This is a genomic window from uncultured Desulfovibrio sp. (assembly GCF_944324935.1).
Taxonomy (GTDB): Bacteria; Desulfobacterota; Desulfovibrionia; order Desulfovibrionales; family Desulfovibrionaceae; genus Desulfovibrio.
Map to the genome: position 1 here is coordinate 23070 of NZ_CALUYG010000017.1, position 16730 is coordinate 39799.

Annotated in this window: 10 protein-coding genes; 5 read left to right on the forward strand and 5 right to left on the reverse strand. The window is 61.4% G+C overall.

The annotated features are described in order from the left end of the window. The first annotated feature begins 247 nt into the window (after positions 1 to 247). From rpoB to hmcF, 5 genes are all read left to right on the forward strand, one after another. Positions 248 to 4471 carry a DNA-directed RNA polymerase subunit beta gene (gene rpoB, locus Q0J54_RS05575; RefSeq protein ID WP_296304474.1) on the forward strand — a complete coding sequence of 1408 codons (4224 nt, stop codon included), beginning with the start codon at positions 248 to 250 and terminating at the stop codon, positions 4469 to 4471. Between the two features lie 63 nt (positions 4472 to 4534). Further along, positions 4535 to 8704, forward strand: coding sequence for a DNA-directed RNA polymerase subunit beta' (gene rpoC / locus Q0J54_RS05580; RefSeq protein WP_296304475.1), 4170 nt, complete (start codon positions 4535 to 4537; stop codon positions 8702 to 8704). A 441-nt stretch (positions 8705 to 9145) separates the two neighbouring features. Beyond that, positions 9146 to 9505, forward strand: coding sequence for a cytochrome c3 family protein (locus Q0J54_RS05585; RefSeq protein WP_296304476.1), 360 nt, complete (start codon positions 9146 to 9148; stop codon positions 9503 to 9505). 54 nt (positions 9506 to 9559) lie between these two features. After that, positions 9560 to 10246, forward strand: coding sequence for a sulfate respiration complex protein HmcE (gene hmcE / locus Q0J54_RS05590; protein WP_296304477.1), 687 nt, complete (start codon positions 9560 to 9562; stop codon positions 10244 to 10246). A 41-nt stretch (positions 10247 to 10287) separates the two neighbouring features. Continuing rightward, positions 10288 to 11679 (forward strand): sulfate respiration complex iron-sulfur protein HmcF, encoded by a 1392-nt coding sequence (gene hmcF / locus Q0J54_RS05595; RefSeq protein WP_296304478.1) that lies wholly within the window; start codon positions 10288 to 10290, stop codon positions 11677 to 11679. 1604 nt (positions 11680 to 13283) lie between these two features. On the opposite strand, the gene Q0J54_RS05600 is transcribed toward hmcF, so the two are convergent. The 5 genes from Q0J54_RS05600 to rplK all read right to left on the reverse strand — a co-directional run bounded on the left by Q0J54_RS05600 (position 13284) and on the right by rplK (position 16689). Then, on the reverse strand, positions 13284 to 14165 hold the full coding sequence (locus Q0J54_RS05600; RefSeq protein ID WP_296304479.1) for a methyltransferase domain-containing protein: 882 nt from the start codon (positions 14163 to 14165) through the stop codon (positions 13284 to 13286). A gap of 159 nt (positions 14166 to 14324) precedes the next feature. Further along, positions 14325 to 14714, reverse strand: coding sequence for a 50S ribosomal protein L7/L12 (rplL, locus tag Q0J54_RS05605; protein WP_296304480.1), 390 nt, complete (start codon positions 14712 to 14714; stop codon positions 14325 to 14327). 51 nt (positions 14715 to 14765) lie between these two features. Further along, complete coding sequence (gene rplJ, locus Q0J54_RS05610; protein WP_296304481.1) at positions 14766 to 15290, reverse strand: 50S ribosomal protein L10; 525 nt, start codon at positions 15288 to 15290, stop codon at positions 14766 to 14768. 156 nt (positions 15291 to 15446) lie between these two features. Beyond that, the gene (rplA, locus tag Q0J54_RS05615) at positions 15447 to 16154 is read right to left on the reverse strand and encodes a 50S ribosomal protein L1 (protein ID WP_296304482.1); all 708 of its coding nucleotides are present in this window, start codon (positions 16152 to 16154) and stop codon (positions 15447 to 15449) included. Positions 16155 to 16266: 112 nt separating this feature from the next. Further along, complete coding sequence (rplK, locus tag Q0J54_RS05620; protein WP_296304483.1) at positions 16267 to 16689, reverse strand: 50S ribosomal protein L11; 423 nt, start codon at positions 16687 to 16689, stop codon at positions 16267 to 16269. Positions 16690 to 16730: the final 41 nt, after the last annotated feature.

Sequence of the window (16730 nt, forward strand, 5' to 3'; positions counted from 1 at the left end):
TCTGGTCATTACGGCAAAACGCACACGCACGGCATAATTTTTTTCAGGCAGGCAAACGGAACGCCCCGTAAAGAGGGGTGCGCCCGTTTGTCCTTTGTTGCGTCTTTGACCAGAACCCCAAGGGAACTACGCTTCGGACAGCGGCAGACTGGCGTCGCCCGCAGAGCGTGCGTCCGCCCGGCGGCACGGGGCCACCCCACCCGGCGTCAGGAACCGAAGCGCAACCGCTACCCAACTGAGGTACAGCATGGGCCAGCTTATCAAACAGTTCGGCAAAATCAAAGTTTCGCTCCCCATCCCTCACCTGCTCAATCTTCAGATAGACTCCTACGAGAAGTTTTTGCAGGAAGGCGTGGCCGAGGCCGACCGCAAGCCCGACGAAGGGCTGGAAGGCGTGTTCCACACCGTCTTCCCCATCGAAGATTTCAACAAGACCGCCAGCCTGGAGTTCGTGAGCTACGAGGTCCAGGAACCCAAGTACGATCAGGCCGAATGCATCTCCAAGGGGCTCACCTATGAAGCGCCCGTGCGCATCAAGGTCCGCCTTGTGGTCTATGACATGGATGAAGCCTCCGGCAACCGGACCATCCGGGACATCAAGGAGCAGGACATCTACTTCGGCACCCTGCCCCTGATGACCGAAAAGGGCACCTTCATCATCAACGGGACCGAGCGCGTCATCGTCAACCAGCTCCAGCGCTCGCCCGGCATCATCTTCGAGCACGACGGCGGCAAGACGCACACCAGCCGCAAGGTGCTCTACTCCTGCCGCGTCATCCCCATGCGCGGTTCCTGGCTCGACTTCGACTTCGACCACAAAGACATCCTCTACGTCCGCATCGACCGCCGCCGCAAGATGCCCGCCACCATCCTGTTCAAAGCCATGGGCATGAGCAAGACGGACATCCTCGACTACTTCTACACCCGCGAGCACTACCAGCTCGCCGATCCCGACCGCCTGTTCTGGGAAGTGGAGAAGGATCTCTACCGCAAGGACAATGCCTACGCCGACATCGCCGCCCCTGACGGCACGGTTCTCGTCAAGGCGGGCAAGCTCATCACCAAGCGCGGCTGGCGGCAGATCTGCGAAGCGGGCATCCCCACCATCGAAGTGCGCCCGGACACGCTCGACGGCATGTTCCTTGCCGAGGATGTCGTGGCCGAGGGCAGCGGCGAAGTGCTGGCCGAAGCCGCCGACGAGATCACGCCCGGCCTGCTGGAACGCATGCGGGATGCGGGCATCCGGCGTATCGCCGTGCTGCACACCAAGGGGACGGACACCTCCTCCTCCATCCGCGACACCCTCATGCAGGACCGCATCGCGGATCAGGAAAAGGCCCAGGAGGAGATCTACCGCCGTCTGCGCCCCTCTTCCCCGCCCACGGCGGAGATCGCGGCCAGCTTCTTCGACAATCTTTTCCGCAATCCCGACTACTACGACCTGTCGCCCGTGGGCCGCTACAAGCTCAACCAGCGCCTCGCCCTCACCCCGCAGGCAATGGCCGGGGTCGAGCTGTCCGCCTACGACAAAAAGCTCGTCAACGAGGACGGCAAGACCCTTGAGGAAAAATTCCACGCCCTGCTGGAAAACCGCACCCTCAACGACCACGACATCCTGACCGCCATCAAGGTGCTCGTGCAGCTGAAGGACAGCCACGGCCCCGCCGACGACATCGACCACCTGGGCAACCGCCGCGTCCGCCTGGTGGGCGAACTGGTGGAGAACCAGTACCGCATCGGTCTCGTGCGTATGGAACGCGCCATCAAGGAGCGGATGAGCCTGCAGGAGATCTCCACGCTCATGCCGCACGACCTCATCAATCCCAAGCCGGTGGCGGCCGTGCTCAAGGAATTCTTCGGCACGTCCCAGCTCTCGCAGTTCATGGACCAGACCAACTCCCTGTCCGAAGTGACGCACAAGCGGCGTCTCTCCGCTCTGGGGCCCGGCGGTCTGACCCGCGAGCGCGCCGGCTTTGAAGTGCGCGACGTGCATACCTCCCACTACGGCCGCATCTGCCCCATCGAGACGCCGGAAGGCCCGAACATCGGCCTCATCGTCTCGCTGACCACCTTTGCACAGGTCAACGACTTCGGCTTCATCGAAACGCCCTACCGCGTCATTCGCGACGGCTGCGTCACCGACGAGATCGTGCACCTTGACGCCTCGCGCGAAGCCGATGCCGTGGTGGCCCAGGCCAATGTGCGCATCGACGCCGACGGCCGTCTGGCCGACGAATTCGTCACCGTGCGCGTCAAGGGCGAAGTGGAGATGCGCTCCCGCGACGAGGTGACCCTCATGGACATCTCGCCCAGCCAGATGGTGTCCATATCCGCCGCGCTCATCCCCTTCCTGGAGCATGACGACGCCAACCGCGCGCTCATGGGCTCCAACATGCAGCGCCAGGCCGTGCCGCTGCTGCGCAGCGAAAAGCCGCTGGTGGGCACCGGCATGGAAGTGGACGTGGCGCGCGACTCCGGCGCCTGCATCGTGGCCCCGGCCGACGGCGTGGTCAAATACGCCGACGCCGACCGCATCGTGGTGGCCTATGAGGGCGGGCTGTTCAAGCAGTCCGGCGGCGTCAAGGCCTACGATCTGCTCAAGTACCACAAATCCAACCAGAACTCCTGCTTCGGCCAGAAGCCGACCTGTTGTCCCGGCCAGATCGTCAAGAAAGGCCAGATCCTGGCCGACGGCCCGGGCATCGATGAAGGCACGCTGGCGCTGGGCAAGAATCTCGTGGTCGCCTTCATGCCCTGGTGCGGCTACAACTATGAGGACTCCATCCTCATTTCCGAGCGCGTGGTCAAGGAGGACATCTTCACCTCCGTCCACATCGAAGACTTTGAAGTGGTGGCCCGCGACACCAAGCTGGGACCGGAAGAGATCACCCGTGATATTCCCAACGTCAGCGAGGACATGCTCCGCAACCTCGACGACAGCGGCATCATCCGCATCGGCGCGGCCGTGAAGCCCGACGATATCCTGGTGGGCAAGATCACCCCCAAGGGCGAGACCCAGCTCACCCCTGAAGAAAAGCTCTTGCGGGCCATCTTCGGCGAAAAGGCCCGCGACGTGAAGAACACCTCCCTCAAGGTCCCGCCGGGAGTGGAAGGCACGGTCATCGACGTCAAGGTCTTCAACCGTCGCTCCGGCGAGAAGGACGAGCGCACCCTGGCCATCGAGGCCCATGAGACCGCGGTGCTCGACCAGAAGGAAGCCGATCACCTGCGCGCCCTCTCCGAACGGACGCGCACGCTCATCGCGCCCCATGTGGTCGGCAAACAGGTGGCCACCACCGTGCCCGGCAAGAAAAAGGGCGAGGTGCTGGTGGAAGCCGGCGCGGCCCTGAGCGAAGAGCAGCTCGAGCAGATCCCGGTCAAGAAGCTTGCCGGCCTGTTCAAGAGCAAGGAAGTCAACGACAACGTGGCCGAACTGCTGCGCGCCTATGACCTGGAGGTGGAGTACCTCAAGGGCATCTATGACTCCAAGCGCGAAAAGGTCACCGAAGGCGACGACCTGCCCCCCGGCGTCATCAAGATGGTCAAGGTCTACATCGCCATCAAGCGCAAGCTCTCGGTGGGCGACAAGATGGCCGGCCGTCACGGGAACAAGGGTGTCGTCTCCTGCATCCTGCCGGAAGAGGACATGCCCTTCTTTGCCGACGGCCGTCCCGTGGACATCGTGCTCAATCCGCTGGGCGTGCCCTCGCGTATGAACATCGGCCAGATCATGGAGACCCACCTCGGCTGGGGCGCCAAGGAGCTGGGCCGTCAGCTCGCCGAGCTGGTGGACTCCGGCGCGGCCGTGGCCACGGTGCGCGCCGACGTGAAGGACGTCTTCAACTCCGAGGCCATCAACAAACTCGTGGACAGCATGGACGACGAGGAGTTCATCGCCTCGGTGAAGAAGCTGCGCAACGGCATCGTGACCCGTACGCCGGTCTTCGACGGCGCCACGGAAGACGAGATCTGGGGCTGGATGGTCAAGTCCGGCATGCCGCATGACGGCAAGACCGTGCTCTATGACGGCCGTACGGGCGTGCCCTTCAAGAACCGCGTGACCACCGGCGTCATGTATATCCTGAAGCTGCACCACCTGGTCGACGAAAAGATCCACGCCCGCTCCACCGGCCCCTACAGCCTCGTGACCCAGCAGCCTCTGGGCGGCAAGGCCCAGTTCGGCGGCCAGCGTCTCGGGGAAATGGAAGTCTGGGCCCTGGAAGCTTACGGCGCGGCCTATCTGCTGCAGGAATTCCTCACGGTCAAGTCCGACGACGTGACGGGCCGTGTGAAGATGTACGAAAAAATCGTCAAGGGCGACAACTTCCTCGAAGCGGGCCTGCCCGAGTCCTTCAATGTGCTCGTAAAAGAACTTATGAGCCTGGGCCTCGACGTGACCCTGCACGAGGAAGAAGGCAAGAAAAAGCCCAAGCGCGTCGGCTTCATGCGCGAGCAGGAAGTGGACGAGTAGCTGCCGGCATCAGCCGGCCAGAGGCAAGGACTGTAACGAGCTTTTGACAAGCAAGGTAGCTATATGAGCCTGGACGATCTCTTCACCGTACGCGGCACGTCAGCCAACGTGACCAACATCCGCAACCTGAAAGCCATCCAGATTTCCATCGCTTCGCCCGAGTCCATCCGCGCATGGTCCTACGGCGAAGTGAAGAAACCGGAGACCATCAATTACCGTACCTTCAAGCCGGAGCGGGACGGCCTGTTCTGCGCCAAGATCTTCGGCCCCGTGAAGGACTACGAATGCAACTGCGGCAAGTACAAGCGCATGAAGCATCGCGGCATCGTCTGCGAAAAGTGCGGCGTGGAAGTCATCGCTTCCAAGGTGCGCCGCGAGCGCATGGGCCACATCGAGCTTGCCGCGCCCGTGGCCCACATCTGGTTCCTGAAGACCCTGCCCTCCAAGATCGGCACCCTGCTGGACATGACCATGGCCGATCTGGAAAAGGTGCTCTACTTCGACTCCTACATCGTGCTTGATCCCGGCCAGACCAATTTGCAGAAGCAACAGGTCATCTCCGAGGATCAGTACCTCCAGATCCTGGATCACTACGGCACCGACGACGTGCTCACCGTGGGCATGGGCGCCGAGGCCGTGCGCTCGCTGCTGGAAGAGCTGGACCTCGAGAAACTGCGGATCGAGCTGCGCGAGGAAGGCGAGACCACCAAGAGCCAGACCAAGAAAAAGAAGATCACCAAGCGGCTGAAGATCGTCGAGGCCTTCCTCGAATCCAGCAACAAGCCCGAATGGATGATCATGGAAGTCATCCCGGTCATCCCGCCGGAGCTGCGCCCCCTCGTCCCGCTGGACGGCGGCCGCTTCGCCACCTCCGACCTGAACGACCTCTACCGTCGCGTCATCAACCGCAACAACCGCCTCAAGCGGCTCATGGAGCTGGGCGCGCCGGAGATCATCATCCGCAACGAAAAGCGCATGCTGCAGGAAGCCGTGGACGCCCTGTTCGACAACGGCCGCCGCGGCCGCGCCATCGCCGGGACCAACGGCCGGCCCCTCAAGTCCCTCTCCGACATGATCAAGGGCAAGCAGGGCCGCTTCCGCCAGAACCTGCTGGGCAAGCGCGTGGACTACTCCGGCCGTTCGGTCATCACCGTAGGCCCCTACCTCAAGCTGCATCAGTGCGGCCTGCCCAAGAAGATGGCGCTGGAGCTCTTCAAGCCCTTCATCTACTCGGAGCTGGAGAAACGCGGGCATGCCACCACCATCAAGAGCGCCAAGAAGATGGTGGAGCGCGAAGAGCTGGTGGTCTGGGACATTCTCTCCGAAGTGGTGCGGGAGTATCCCATCCTGCTCAACCGCGCCCCGACCCTGCACCGTCTGGGCATCCAGGCCTTTGAGCCCCTGCTGGTGGAAGGCAAGGCCATCCGTCTGCATCCGCTCGTCTGCTCCGCCTACAACGCGGACTTCGACGGCGACCAGATGGCCGTACACATCCCGCTGTCCGTGGAGGCGCAGATCGAATGCCGCGTGCTGATGATGAGCACCAACAACATCCTCTCGCCGGCCAACGGCGGCCCGGTCATCGTGCCTTCACAGGACATCGTGCTCGGCCTCTATTACATGACCGCCGAACGCAGCTTCGAGGAAGGCGAAGGTATGACCTTCTGCGGCCCGTGGGAAGTGGAAGCCGCCTACGACGCCGGCTCCGTCTCCCTGCACGCCCGCATCCGGGTACGCATGTCCGACGGCAAGATCTACGACACCACGCCCGGTCGCGTGCTGGTGAGCAACATCCTGCCGCCCGAACTGGGCTTCGAGCATGTGAACCTCATCCTCACCAAGAAGAACATCGCCCGCCTTGTGGGCGCGGCCTACCGTCAGTGCGGCATCAAGGCCACGGTCATCCTCTGCGACCGGCTCAAGGACATGGGCTACGAGTTCGCCACCCGCGCCGGGGTGACCATCGGCGTGAAGGACCTCACCATCCCCGCCCGCAAGAAGGACATCCTGGCCGCTTCCCAGGCCGAGGTGGACGACATCGAACGCCAGTACCGGGACGGCATCATCACCCGTACCGAAAAGTACAACAAGGTCGTGGACGTCTGGACCAAGGCCACGCAGGACGTTTCCGCGGAGATGACCAAGGAGATCTCCTACGACGTCCTGACCGACCCCAAAACCGGACGACAGGAAAAGAACCAGAGCTTCAACCCCATCTTTATGATGTCCAACTCCGGGGCTCGAGGCAACCAGGACCAGATGCGGCAGCTCGCCGGCATGCGCGGCCTCATGGCCAAGCCGTCCGGGGAAATCATTGAAACGCCCATCACCTCCTCCTTCCGTGAGGGGCTGTCGGTGCTGCAGTACTTCACCTCCACCCACGGCGCACGCAAGGGTCTTGCCGACACCGCCCTCAAGACGGCCAACTCCGGTTATCTGACCCGCCGTCTCGTGGACGTGGTACAGGACGTCATCGTCTCCGAACATGACTGCGGCACGGTGGACGGCGTGGAGCTCACCCACCTCAAGGACGGCGGCGACATCAAGACCCCGCTCTCCGAACGTGCCATCGGCCGCGTGCTGCTCTACCCGGTCTACGATCCCGAAAACCCGGACGTGGTCCTGCTGCCGGAAAATACTCTCATCAATGAACCCGAGGCCAAGATCCTGGAACAGCACGGCGTGTCCTCCATCATGGTGCGCTCGCCGCTGACCTGCCAGTCCGAGCGCGGCATCTGCGCCCTCTGCTACGGGCGGGACCTGGCCCGCGGCCATCTGGTCAACATCGGGGAGACCGTGGGCATCATCGCGGCCCAGTCCATCGGCGAGCCGGGGACCCAGCTCACCATGCGTACCTTCCATATCGGCGGTACGGCCTCCAGCACCATCGAAAAGAACAAGTTCGAGGCGCTCAATGCCGGCCGGGTCATCTTCAACCGGGTGAAGGCCGTCACCAACCGTGACGGCGTCCAGCTCGTCATCGGCAAGAGCGGCCAGCTCTCCATCGTGGACCCGCAGGGACGCGAACGGGAAAAGTACATCCTGCCCAACGGCGCGCGCCTCAACGTGCAGGACGGCCAGGAAGTGACCAAGGGCATCGTGCTGGCCGAATGGGACCCCTTCAACGAACCCTTCGTCAGCGAAGTGGATGGTACCATCCGCTTCACCGACATCGTGGACGGCAAGACCGTACAGGAAAAGGTGGACGACGTGACCCGTCAGGCCTCCCTGACCATCATGGAATACCGCACCACCAACTTCCGCCCGTCCGTCTCCGTCTGCGACGACGAGGGCAACGTCAAGATGCGCGCCTCCAGCCACACGGCGGCCGTGTACAGCCTGCCCGTGGGCTCCATCATCATGGTCAAGGACGGCGAGGCCATCCAGGCCGGCGACATCATCGCCCGCAAGCCGCGCGAGACCTCCAAGACCAAGGACATCGTGGGTGGTCTTCCCCGCGTGGCCGAGCTCTTTGAAGTCCGCAAGCCCAAGGACATGGCCGTGGTCTCGGAGATCTCCGGCACGGTCACCTATGCCGGCGAGTCCAAGGGCAAGCGCAAGCTCGTGGTCACGCCCGAGATCGGCGAGGCCAAGGAATACCTCGTGCCCAAGGGCAAGCACATCACCGCCACGGACGGCGACTTCGTGGAAGCGGGCGATCCCCTCACCGAAGGCTACCCCGAACTGCACGACATCCTGCGCACCCGCGGCGAAAAGTATCTGGCCCGCTATCTGGTGGACGAGATCCAGGAAGTCTACCGCTTCCAGGGCGTGGGCATCGACGACAAGCACATCGAAGTCATCGTGCGCCAGATGCTCAAGAAGGTGACCATCCTGGATTCGGGCGGCACGAGCTTCCTCGTGGGCGAGCAGGTGGACAAGGCCGAATTCAAGGCCGAGAACGCCAAGGTCATGGCCGAAGGCCGTCAGCCCGCCACGGCGGAACCGCTGGTGCTGGGCATCACCCAGGCCTCGCTGACCACCTCTTCCTTCATCTCCGCGGCCTCCTTCCAGGAGACCACCAAGGTGCTCACCGAGGCTTCGCTCAAGGGCAAGATGGACTACCTGCGCGGCCTCAAGGAAAACGTCATCGTCGGCCGGCTCATCCCCGCCGGGACCGGCTACCGGGAATACGTCCACGGGGATATCGTCGTACCCGACCAGCGGAAACGGCCCGACAAGTTCCTGGAAGATCTGGAAGAGAATCCCATTCTCGTGGATCTTGGCTCCTAGGCGATTCCTTCTCCGTCATCGCGTCAAGCCCCCGGCCCTTGCCGGGGGCTTTTTCGTCCCGTGCCGGTTCCGTCCCGCTCCCGCGCCGAAGCATTTTCCCGCTCGAGACATCCTTTTACCGCACAAAAGATGCTTGCCTAGCCGCCTGCCCTGTGGTATAGGCAAAACGCATCCTGTCTTGGCGATACCCCGCGGACTGCACGTCTGCGGGCGTCTTTCGCCCTTCCCGCAGCATGTCCCGTACGGTTTTCGGCAATGCCTCCGGTCTTGCCTGTTTGCTGTCGCGGCAGCGGGCTTGCCAGACGATGCAATGGATCAGGCGGGTGCTGGCGCGCGTCGGTGATGCAGCGTGCTCCAGCGGCGGCATGGGCCGTCCGGCTACAATTTTCAGCCCCTTTGACAAGGACTTGTATGAAAGCCCCAAACACGAAACAGATGGTTATGGCGTGTGCCGCGTGCCTGCTGCTGCTGGGCCTTGCCCTGCCTTCCGGCGCCACGGCCGAGGAGTACATCCCCTTCCAGAACACTGGCATCAGCGGCGCCAAGATGCCCAAGGTCTTCTTCTCGCATGACAAGCATGTGGAATACATGAAGGAAGACTGTGCCGCCTGTCACCGCGACGACACCCCCGACCAGTTCCTTGATGTGAACGCCCAGCCCGAAGGCAAGAAGGTCGCCTACATGCACGCGACCTGTACGGCCTGCCACATCAAGTATAACGCCGGTCCGCGCCTTACCGAGTGCCGTACCTGCCACAGCGCCTCTCTTGCCGCGCAGCAGGACGCCGCTGCCGCGAAGTAGCGGCCGCTTCCGTCCACGCACAGTCAACCTTCGTCCTTCAGGAGGCATCTCCACATGATCAATTTCGTGACTGGCCCGCTGTTCACCCTGTCGCTTGCGGTTTTCGTGCTGGGTCTCATCTTCCGTATGGTCGCCTATGTGGCCGGGCTCGACGGCAAGGCCGACCGTGTGGCCTACCGCTCCCACAAGGAGCGTTCCATCCCCGGCATCATCGCGTCCATCGGCAAATGGCTCATCCCCGGCGGGACCCGCGGCTGGCGCGTCCAGCCCGTGGCGGCAGTTCTCTTTTTCCTGCTGCATTTCGGCGCCGTGCTCGTGCCTCTCTTCCTGCTCGGGCACACCGTCATCCTTGAAAATTCCTGGTTCGGCATCTCCCTGCCGGCCCTGCCCGCCGGCCTGGCCGACCTGCTGAGCATCCTCAGCCTGGTGGCTCTGGTGCTGATCGCCGTGCGCCGCGTCCGTCTGGCCAAGCTGCGCATCCTGACCACCGCGGGCGACTGGCTCATCCTTTTCCTGACCATCATGCCCTTCCTCACCGGCATCATTGCCCGCTTCGAGCTGTGCGGCAATTATGAAGGCTGGATGCTGGCTCATGTGCTCTTCGGCGAGCTCTTCCTCATCCTTGCGCCCTTCACCAAGCTTTCGCACATTGCGCTGTTCTTCATGTCCCGCGCCCAGATCGGCATGGACTACGCCATCAAGCGCGGCGGCGCGGCCCGTGGCGGCGCGTTCCCCTGGTAGTAGGGCAACCCCAGCATCTTTTCCTTTGAAAGGAGCCTCTAATGTCTGAAATGCTTTGCACCCCAAAGCCGCTGACCACCAAGGAAGAAATCCATACCCTTCTTCAGGACAAGGGCGGCGCCAAATATTATGCCCAGATGAAAGAACTGAAGGTGGACACGGAAGCCCTTGCGCGCGACGTGGAAGCGGCCTGTAAGTCCTCTCGCACCCGTACCTGGCTGAGCCTGTGCGCCCGCTGCGGCATGTGCGCCGAAAGCTGCTTCCTCTATCAGGCCAACGATCAGGATCCCAAACAGGTGCCCTCCTACAAGTTCCACAGCACGCTCGGCGAGCTGGTACGCCGCAAGGGTCAGGTCGATACCGAATTCATGCTGCACTGCATGGAAGTGGCCTGGTCCCAGTGCACCTGCTGTAACCGCTGCTCCCTCTACTGCCCGCACGGCATCGATACCGGCGTGCTCATCAGCATTCTGCGCGGCCTGCTGTTCAAGCACGGCTTCGTGCCGTGGGAACTGAAGATCGGTTCCGGCATGCACCGCGTGTACGGCGCGCAGATGGACGTCACCCAGGAAGACTGGCTCGATACCTGCGAATGGATGGTGGACGAAAACTCCGACGAATGGCCGGGTCTGGAGATCCCTGTGGACAAGGAAGACGCGGACATCATGTACATCCTCAATGCCCGCGAAGTGAAGCACTACCCCGACGACATCGCCAAGGCCGCCATCCTCTTCCATGTGGCGGGCGAAAACTGGACCGTGCCGAGCGAAGGCTGGGAAAACACCTCCCTCACCATGTTCGCCGGCGACTGGGAAGGTGCGGCCAACAACGTCAAGCGCATCTACAAATCCGTGGAGAAGCTGCGCCCCAAGACGGTGGTCGGCACCGAGTGCGGTCATGCCCATCGTGCCACGGTGGTGGAAGGCCCCTACTGGGCCGGTCAGCCGGACGGCGATCCGCCGGTCCGTTTCATGCACTATGTGGAATGGGTGGCTATGGCGCTGCGTACCGGCAAGCTCAAGATCGATCCCGCCAAGAAGATCAAGGTGCGCTGCACCCTGCAGGACTCCTGCAACTATGTACGCAACAATGGTCTGGGCAAGTATACCCGCGAAATTATGAGCTACATTGCTGATGACTTTGTGGAAATGTCTTCCTGCGGCGACCATAACTACTGCTGCGGCGGCGGTGGCGGCTTCAATGGCGTCGGCCTGTACCGCAAACAGCGTAATGTGGGCCTGAAGATGAAACTCAAGCAGCTCCAGGACACGGGCGCCGAACTGGTCATCGCCCCCTGCCACAACTGCTGGGACGCCATCCGCGACATGATGGAAGAATACGAAGTCCACAACATCAAGTGGTCCTTCCTCAAGCCTCTGCTCGTGGACATGATCCAGATCCCCGAAAACATCGAGCATGTGCCCCAGGAATAACTTCCTGATGCCCATTTGACAGCTGAAGGCGGCCGGACATCCGGCCGCCTTTCTGCATTGTTGCAGTGCGCGCATTCGTTTTTTGTGCGATGGCGGCAACGTGTGCCGTGCCTGCCTCTCCCCTTGCCGCTTCTTCCAGCTTCCGGGGCTTTCTTCCGTACGCGGGGAAGGCGGCCCCTTGCCCCACACTGGATGAGCTTCCCCAAAAAGCAGCCGCTGCACGGGTCGTCAGGGTCCGGCCGGAGGCCACCGTGTCGTGCACACGGGAGCGCCATGCACACGGTGCGGGAACGTCACGTTTCGGCGCAGCATGTCGTTGGCTTCAGATCATCTGGATGGGTCCTTTTCCTGCGATCTCGCATCGGAAGCGCCCTTCCACCATATTTGCGGCGCATCCGGCACATCGCACGATGCACGGCAATGCCCTGGCCACAACGTACACGATCTTTCGCCATGCCACAGCGGGCGGCCTCACGTTTTTTTTTGTTTGCGTATGGAATGGCTGAGTGGCCCCGCAGGCATGCGTCAGCCTGCCCGTCCCTTTGTACCTGAAGGGATCCAAGCGCACGCTTGTGGGGCTCGACGTGACCCATGCGAAAAACCATCATTACCAGCCTGGTAATGATGGTTTTTGCAGGCTGCCCGCAAGCAGGCCCGTTTCACGCGGGAGGGTCGCCCCCGGCTCTTATTTGAAATCTTCCGGGATCTGCTTGATCTCACGGATGTACAGCACATCCCCATTGTTGAGCGCCATCGTCTGCCAGCGCGTCTTGCATTGCAGCTTGCCGCCGGCAAGCAAGGCCTTGCCGACATCGGAATCGGCAGCCATCTCAATGGTCCAGTCCTGTTTGAAAGGCTCCCCAGGCTGAAGCGGAACAGCCTTATCCAGGAATCGTTCCAGAATGGGCTTGCCGTCCTCGCTGAGGATGGACACATGAAGGCTGAAACCATTGATCCGTTCAGCCGTGGCATTGCGGCCAACGGCGATCACTCTCACGAGCAGGGTCTTGTTGTCTGAGATGACGCCGGCTGCCGCTTCGCAAGTTTGCAAGGGAAGCGTCGCATTCATCCGCTGCTGCGTGGCCTGGTTTTTCTTGATCATTTGCAGTCGCCTGGCCTCATTGCGCTTCAGCTGGGCTTCACGAAACTGGGCCACCACCTCGCGCGCATTGGCAAGGTCCGTCACCATCCAGCCTGAGCTCGTGCGCTGCAAGAGGAAGATGAGGTTGAAATCCTTGTCAAGCTGAGGATGGTGCAGTGTCGCCGAGAGAAAAGCGGTATCGGGATTGCCTGTCCCCGTAGCGTTGAGGGCCAGACTATGCTGCAACTGCTTGACAAAATCGGGGGGCAAAACCTCCAGCGGCTGTTGCAAGGCCTCCTCTGGGCTCAGCGCGGCATGCTGCCGGCCCTTTTCCTTGGCAAGAAGGCGTTCGAGCAAATAACTCTGGAGCCGTCCCGTAATGGCGGTTCGCTGATTGCTTCCCTGCTCGATGAATGGGTAGAATTCCGCAACGCATTGGGCGACATGCTGCGCAAGGCTGGAGAAGTCCACCTGCTGTGCGAGCTTTTCCTCATCAATGCTTTTCAGCGTTTCACTGAGCGTATCAAAGGCGCACTGACTGCTTTGACGGTACTGGTAATACTTCCAGCCTTCCCAGGCGCTGTAGCCCAGGGCAAGCACGAGCAGCACGAGCGCGATCTTCAGCTTGGCTTTCAGCAGAGTTTCCTTCAGGGACATATAACGCATCCTTTTGCTGTTCTTGAGCGTCGGCACGACACTCCATTACGGCGGCTTCACGCACAAGCGATCCCGCAGCGCCGACACGCACGCCAAGCGGGGTCCCGCGCGCTGCGGCATCAAAGTCAATCCGCACCATTGCCCAGACACCGACGATTGCCGAGCAAAGTCGCCCGAAGACTCCCATTGGCCCAAGATGACGCTGCAACGAGGCAAACGGGAGACAACCACTGATCCATTTTCGGCCAGAAAGCCCTTGCACAGCAGCAAACACCTGCCAGAGGAACTGACCTCGGCAGGGAATAGGAAAACGCCTGCGCAGCATGACTGGCAGAAGCCGCAACAAGGAGCTTCTGTTCCAAAACGTCACAACAAGCCCTCGGGAGGCAATGCGTGCCGCCTCCCGCACGGCTGAGCGCGTCTGCTCGGCTGTATGGTCGCCGAGATGCAGGATCACCCAGTCGAAGGCGTCCGTCTCGACAGGGAGATCATCATCAACGCCGGCAAGGACCTCCGTCCCGCAAGGGGCGGTCTGCACCGCAAGTCTGCGCAGCTCGGGGTCGGCGCCCGTCCCGGTAACATCGAACCCGCATTCCCAGAGCACCTGAAGGCACGCACCGGCGCCGCAGTTGATCTCCAGCAAATGTGTGTTTCGCCGTTTCCAGGAGGCAATGCTCGCCTGGAGGGCAGCCACACAGCAATGCCACATCCAGCGCTCACGTTCACTGTCAAGCTGCAGAGTATGCATGCATCTCCTCACAGGTCGGACGGTCAGCGGGATACCGCTGAAGCCGAACGAACCCTATACTATACCATCGGCAGATTATGGATATGAGATATACTTCCCGGAAAAAAAAAGGGTGGAGACGATCCCCACCCTCTTGTACATGCCGCAAGCAGCAAAACACTACTTGACTTCGACAGTCGCACCAGCTTCGGTGAGCTGCTTCTTGGCTTCTTCGGCTTCTTCCTTGGAAACGCCCTCCTTGAGGGTGGAGGGGCAACCGTCCACCTTTTCCTTGGCTTCCTTGAGGCCAAGGCTGGTGAGGGCGCGCACGACCTTGATGACGCCGATCTTGTTGGCGCCGGCATCCTTCAGGATGACGTCGAATTCGGTCTTTTCTTCAGCGGCTTCAGCAGCGGCGCCGGCGGCGGGAGCGGCCATCACCATGGCAGCGGCGGGAGCGGCGGCGGAAACGCCGAACTTTTCTTCCAGTTCCTTGATGAACTCGGAAAGTTCCAGCACGGTCATGTTGGAGATGAACTCGACAACTTGTTCTTTGGTCACGTCAGACATGGTATTCTCCTGAGATCTTTGGCAAAGTGTTGAGGGGTTGCGCCGTTTGCCTTAGGCAGCCTTGGCCTTCTGCTCTTCAATGGCCTTGAGAGCATACAGCATGCCGCGAATGATGTTGGCAAAGAGCGAAACAAAATTGGTGGGCACAGCGTTCATGGTGCCAAGGACCTGGCCGAGCAGCTGATCCTTGGACGGGAGCGTCGCCAGAGCTTCAACCTGGGCAGGAGTCATTTCCTTGCCTTCAAGGCTGGCAGCCCGCAGAGAGAAGAGCTTGCTCTTCTTGGCAAAATCGCTCAACGCTTTGGCCACCGCCACCGGGTCGTCAAATCCAAGGGCAATGGCGCAGTTTTCATGGAACTTGTCCTTCACCACGTCATGCGGCCCACCGGTGAACGCGATCCGGGCCAGGGTATTTTTGACGACGTAGTATTCGCCGCCAGCCTTGCGCAGGCTGTCCCTGAGGCCCGTCAGCTCTTCCACCGTCATACCCTTGAAATCGGTCAGCACAGCAAAGGAAGCGCTTTCAGCACGAGACTTGATCGCTTCGATGACTGCTGCTTTTTGAGACCTATCCACGTGATACTCCTCACGTTGGGGGTTGCCGTGTGGAATGCCGAGCCAAAGATAGTCTGGACAGGATATTTACAGAAAACTCTCCCTGTCGTCTTCGACTCGAAATCCCTTGCCTTAGCCGAATGCGGCCGGAGAGGTCTCCGGCCGCTTTCCGAAGGCTTAGCCTTCGAGAAATTTCTTGACCTGGGTCATATCGATCTTGAAGCCCGGGCCCATAGTGGTGGAGACAGCCATGGAGAGCATGTACGTCCCCTTGGCTCCGGAGGGCTTCAGACGATTGACCGTTTCAAGCAGGGCCTTGAGGTTGCCCAGGATCTTTTCGCTGCCGAAAGAGACCTTGCCAAGGGGAGCATGCAGCACGCCTGCCTTGTCCACCTTGAAGTCCACACGCCCGGCCTTGAGTTCATTGACGGCCTTGGCGACATCAAAGGTCACCGAACCGGTCTTGGCGTTGGGCATGAGCCCGCGGGGGCCAAGCTGGCGGCCGATCTGGCCCACCAGAGCCATCACGTCAGGCGTGGCCACGGCGGCATCGAATTCGAGCCAGCCTTCCTTGACCTTGGCCACGAGGTCTTCGGCGCCCACGATGTCCGCACCGGCGTTCTTCGCTTCGGCCTGCTTTTCACCCTTACAGAACACGGCAACGCGCACCGTCTTGCCCAGACCGTGAGGCAGGGTCACGGCGCCGCGCACCATTTGATCGGAATACTTGGGATCGACGCCGAGCCGGATGGCCACGTCGACCGTTTCATCAAACTTGGCGAAGGAAGCGGCAAGGGATTTGCTCACAGCGTCTTCGATGCTGAAGCGCTCCTGCAGATTCACACCTTCCAGCGCCTTGCGAAAATTCTTTCCATGCTTGGGCATGATACTTTCCTTATCGTCTTATCTCCTGTCGGGAGCCATCTTGCGTGGTCCCGGCAGTACAATTGATGCAAACGCGGGCGGGCTTGCCGCCGCCCAGGGAGCGCACAGCGCCCTACTTGACGTCAATGCCCATGCTGCGCGCCGTGCCCATGATGGACTTGACGGCGGCTTCCAGATCGACAGCATTGAGATCCGGCAGTTTCAGCTTGGCGATTTCTTCGATCTGGGCCATGCTGAGGCTGCCGACCTTCTTGCGGTTGGGTTCGCCGGAGCCCTTTTCGATCTTGGCGGCCTTCATGATCAGCACGGAAGCCGGAGGCGTCTTGGTGATGAAGGTGAAGGAGCGGTCAGCGTACACCGTGATCACCACAGGGATGATCATGCCCTTCTGGTCCTGGGTACGCGCATTGAACTCCTTGCAGAAGCCCATGATGTTCAGACCGTGCTGACCAAGCGCAGGACCGACCGGCGGAGAAGGATTGGCAGCACCGGCAGGGATCTGCAGCTTGATCTTGGCGACTTCTTTTTTGGCCATGTTCTGTTGTCCTTTTGTCTCCGGGGGCAGGGTGAGGCGCC

Excerpts from the sequence above, each read along its gene's own strand:
- hmcF (WP_296304478.1), top strand. The coding sequence starts at position 10,288 with ATGTCTGAAATGCTTTGCACCCCAAAGCCGCTGACCACCAAGGAAGAA.
- Q0J54_RS05600 (WP_296304479.1), bottom strand. The coding sequence starts at position 14,165 with ATGCATACTCTGCAGCTTGACAGTGAACGTGAGCGCTGGATGTGGCAT.
- rplL (WP_296304480.1), bottom strand. The coding sequence starts at position 14,714 with ATGTCTGACGTGACCAAAGAACAAGTTGTCGAGTTCATCTCCAACATG.
- rpoC (WP_296304475.1), top strand. The coding sequence starts at position 4,535 with ATGAGCCTGGACGATCTCTTCACCGTACGCGGCACGTCAGCCAACGTG.
- hmcE (WP_296304477.1), top strand. The coding sequence starts at position 9,560 with ATGATCAATTTCGTGACTGGCCCGCTGTTCACCCTGTCGCTTGCGGTT.
- Q0J54_RS05585 (WP_296304476.1), top strand. The coding sequence starts at position 9,146 with ATGGCGTGTGCCGCGTGCCTGCTGCTGCTGGGCCTTGCCCTGCCTTCC.
- rplA (WP_296304482.1), bottom strand. The coding sequence starts at position 16,154 with ATGCCCAAGCATGGAAAGAATTTTCGCAAGGCGCTGGAAGGTGTGAAT.
- rplK (WP_296304483.1), bottom strand. The coding sequence starts at position 16,689 with ATGGCCAAAAAAGAAGTCGCCAAGATCAAGCTGCAGATCCCTGCCGGT.
- rpoB (WP_296304474.1), top strand. The coding sequence starts at position 248 with ATGGGCCAGCTTATCAAACAGTTCGGCAAAATCAAAGTTTCGCTCCCC.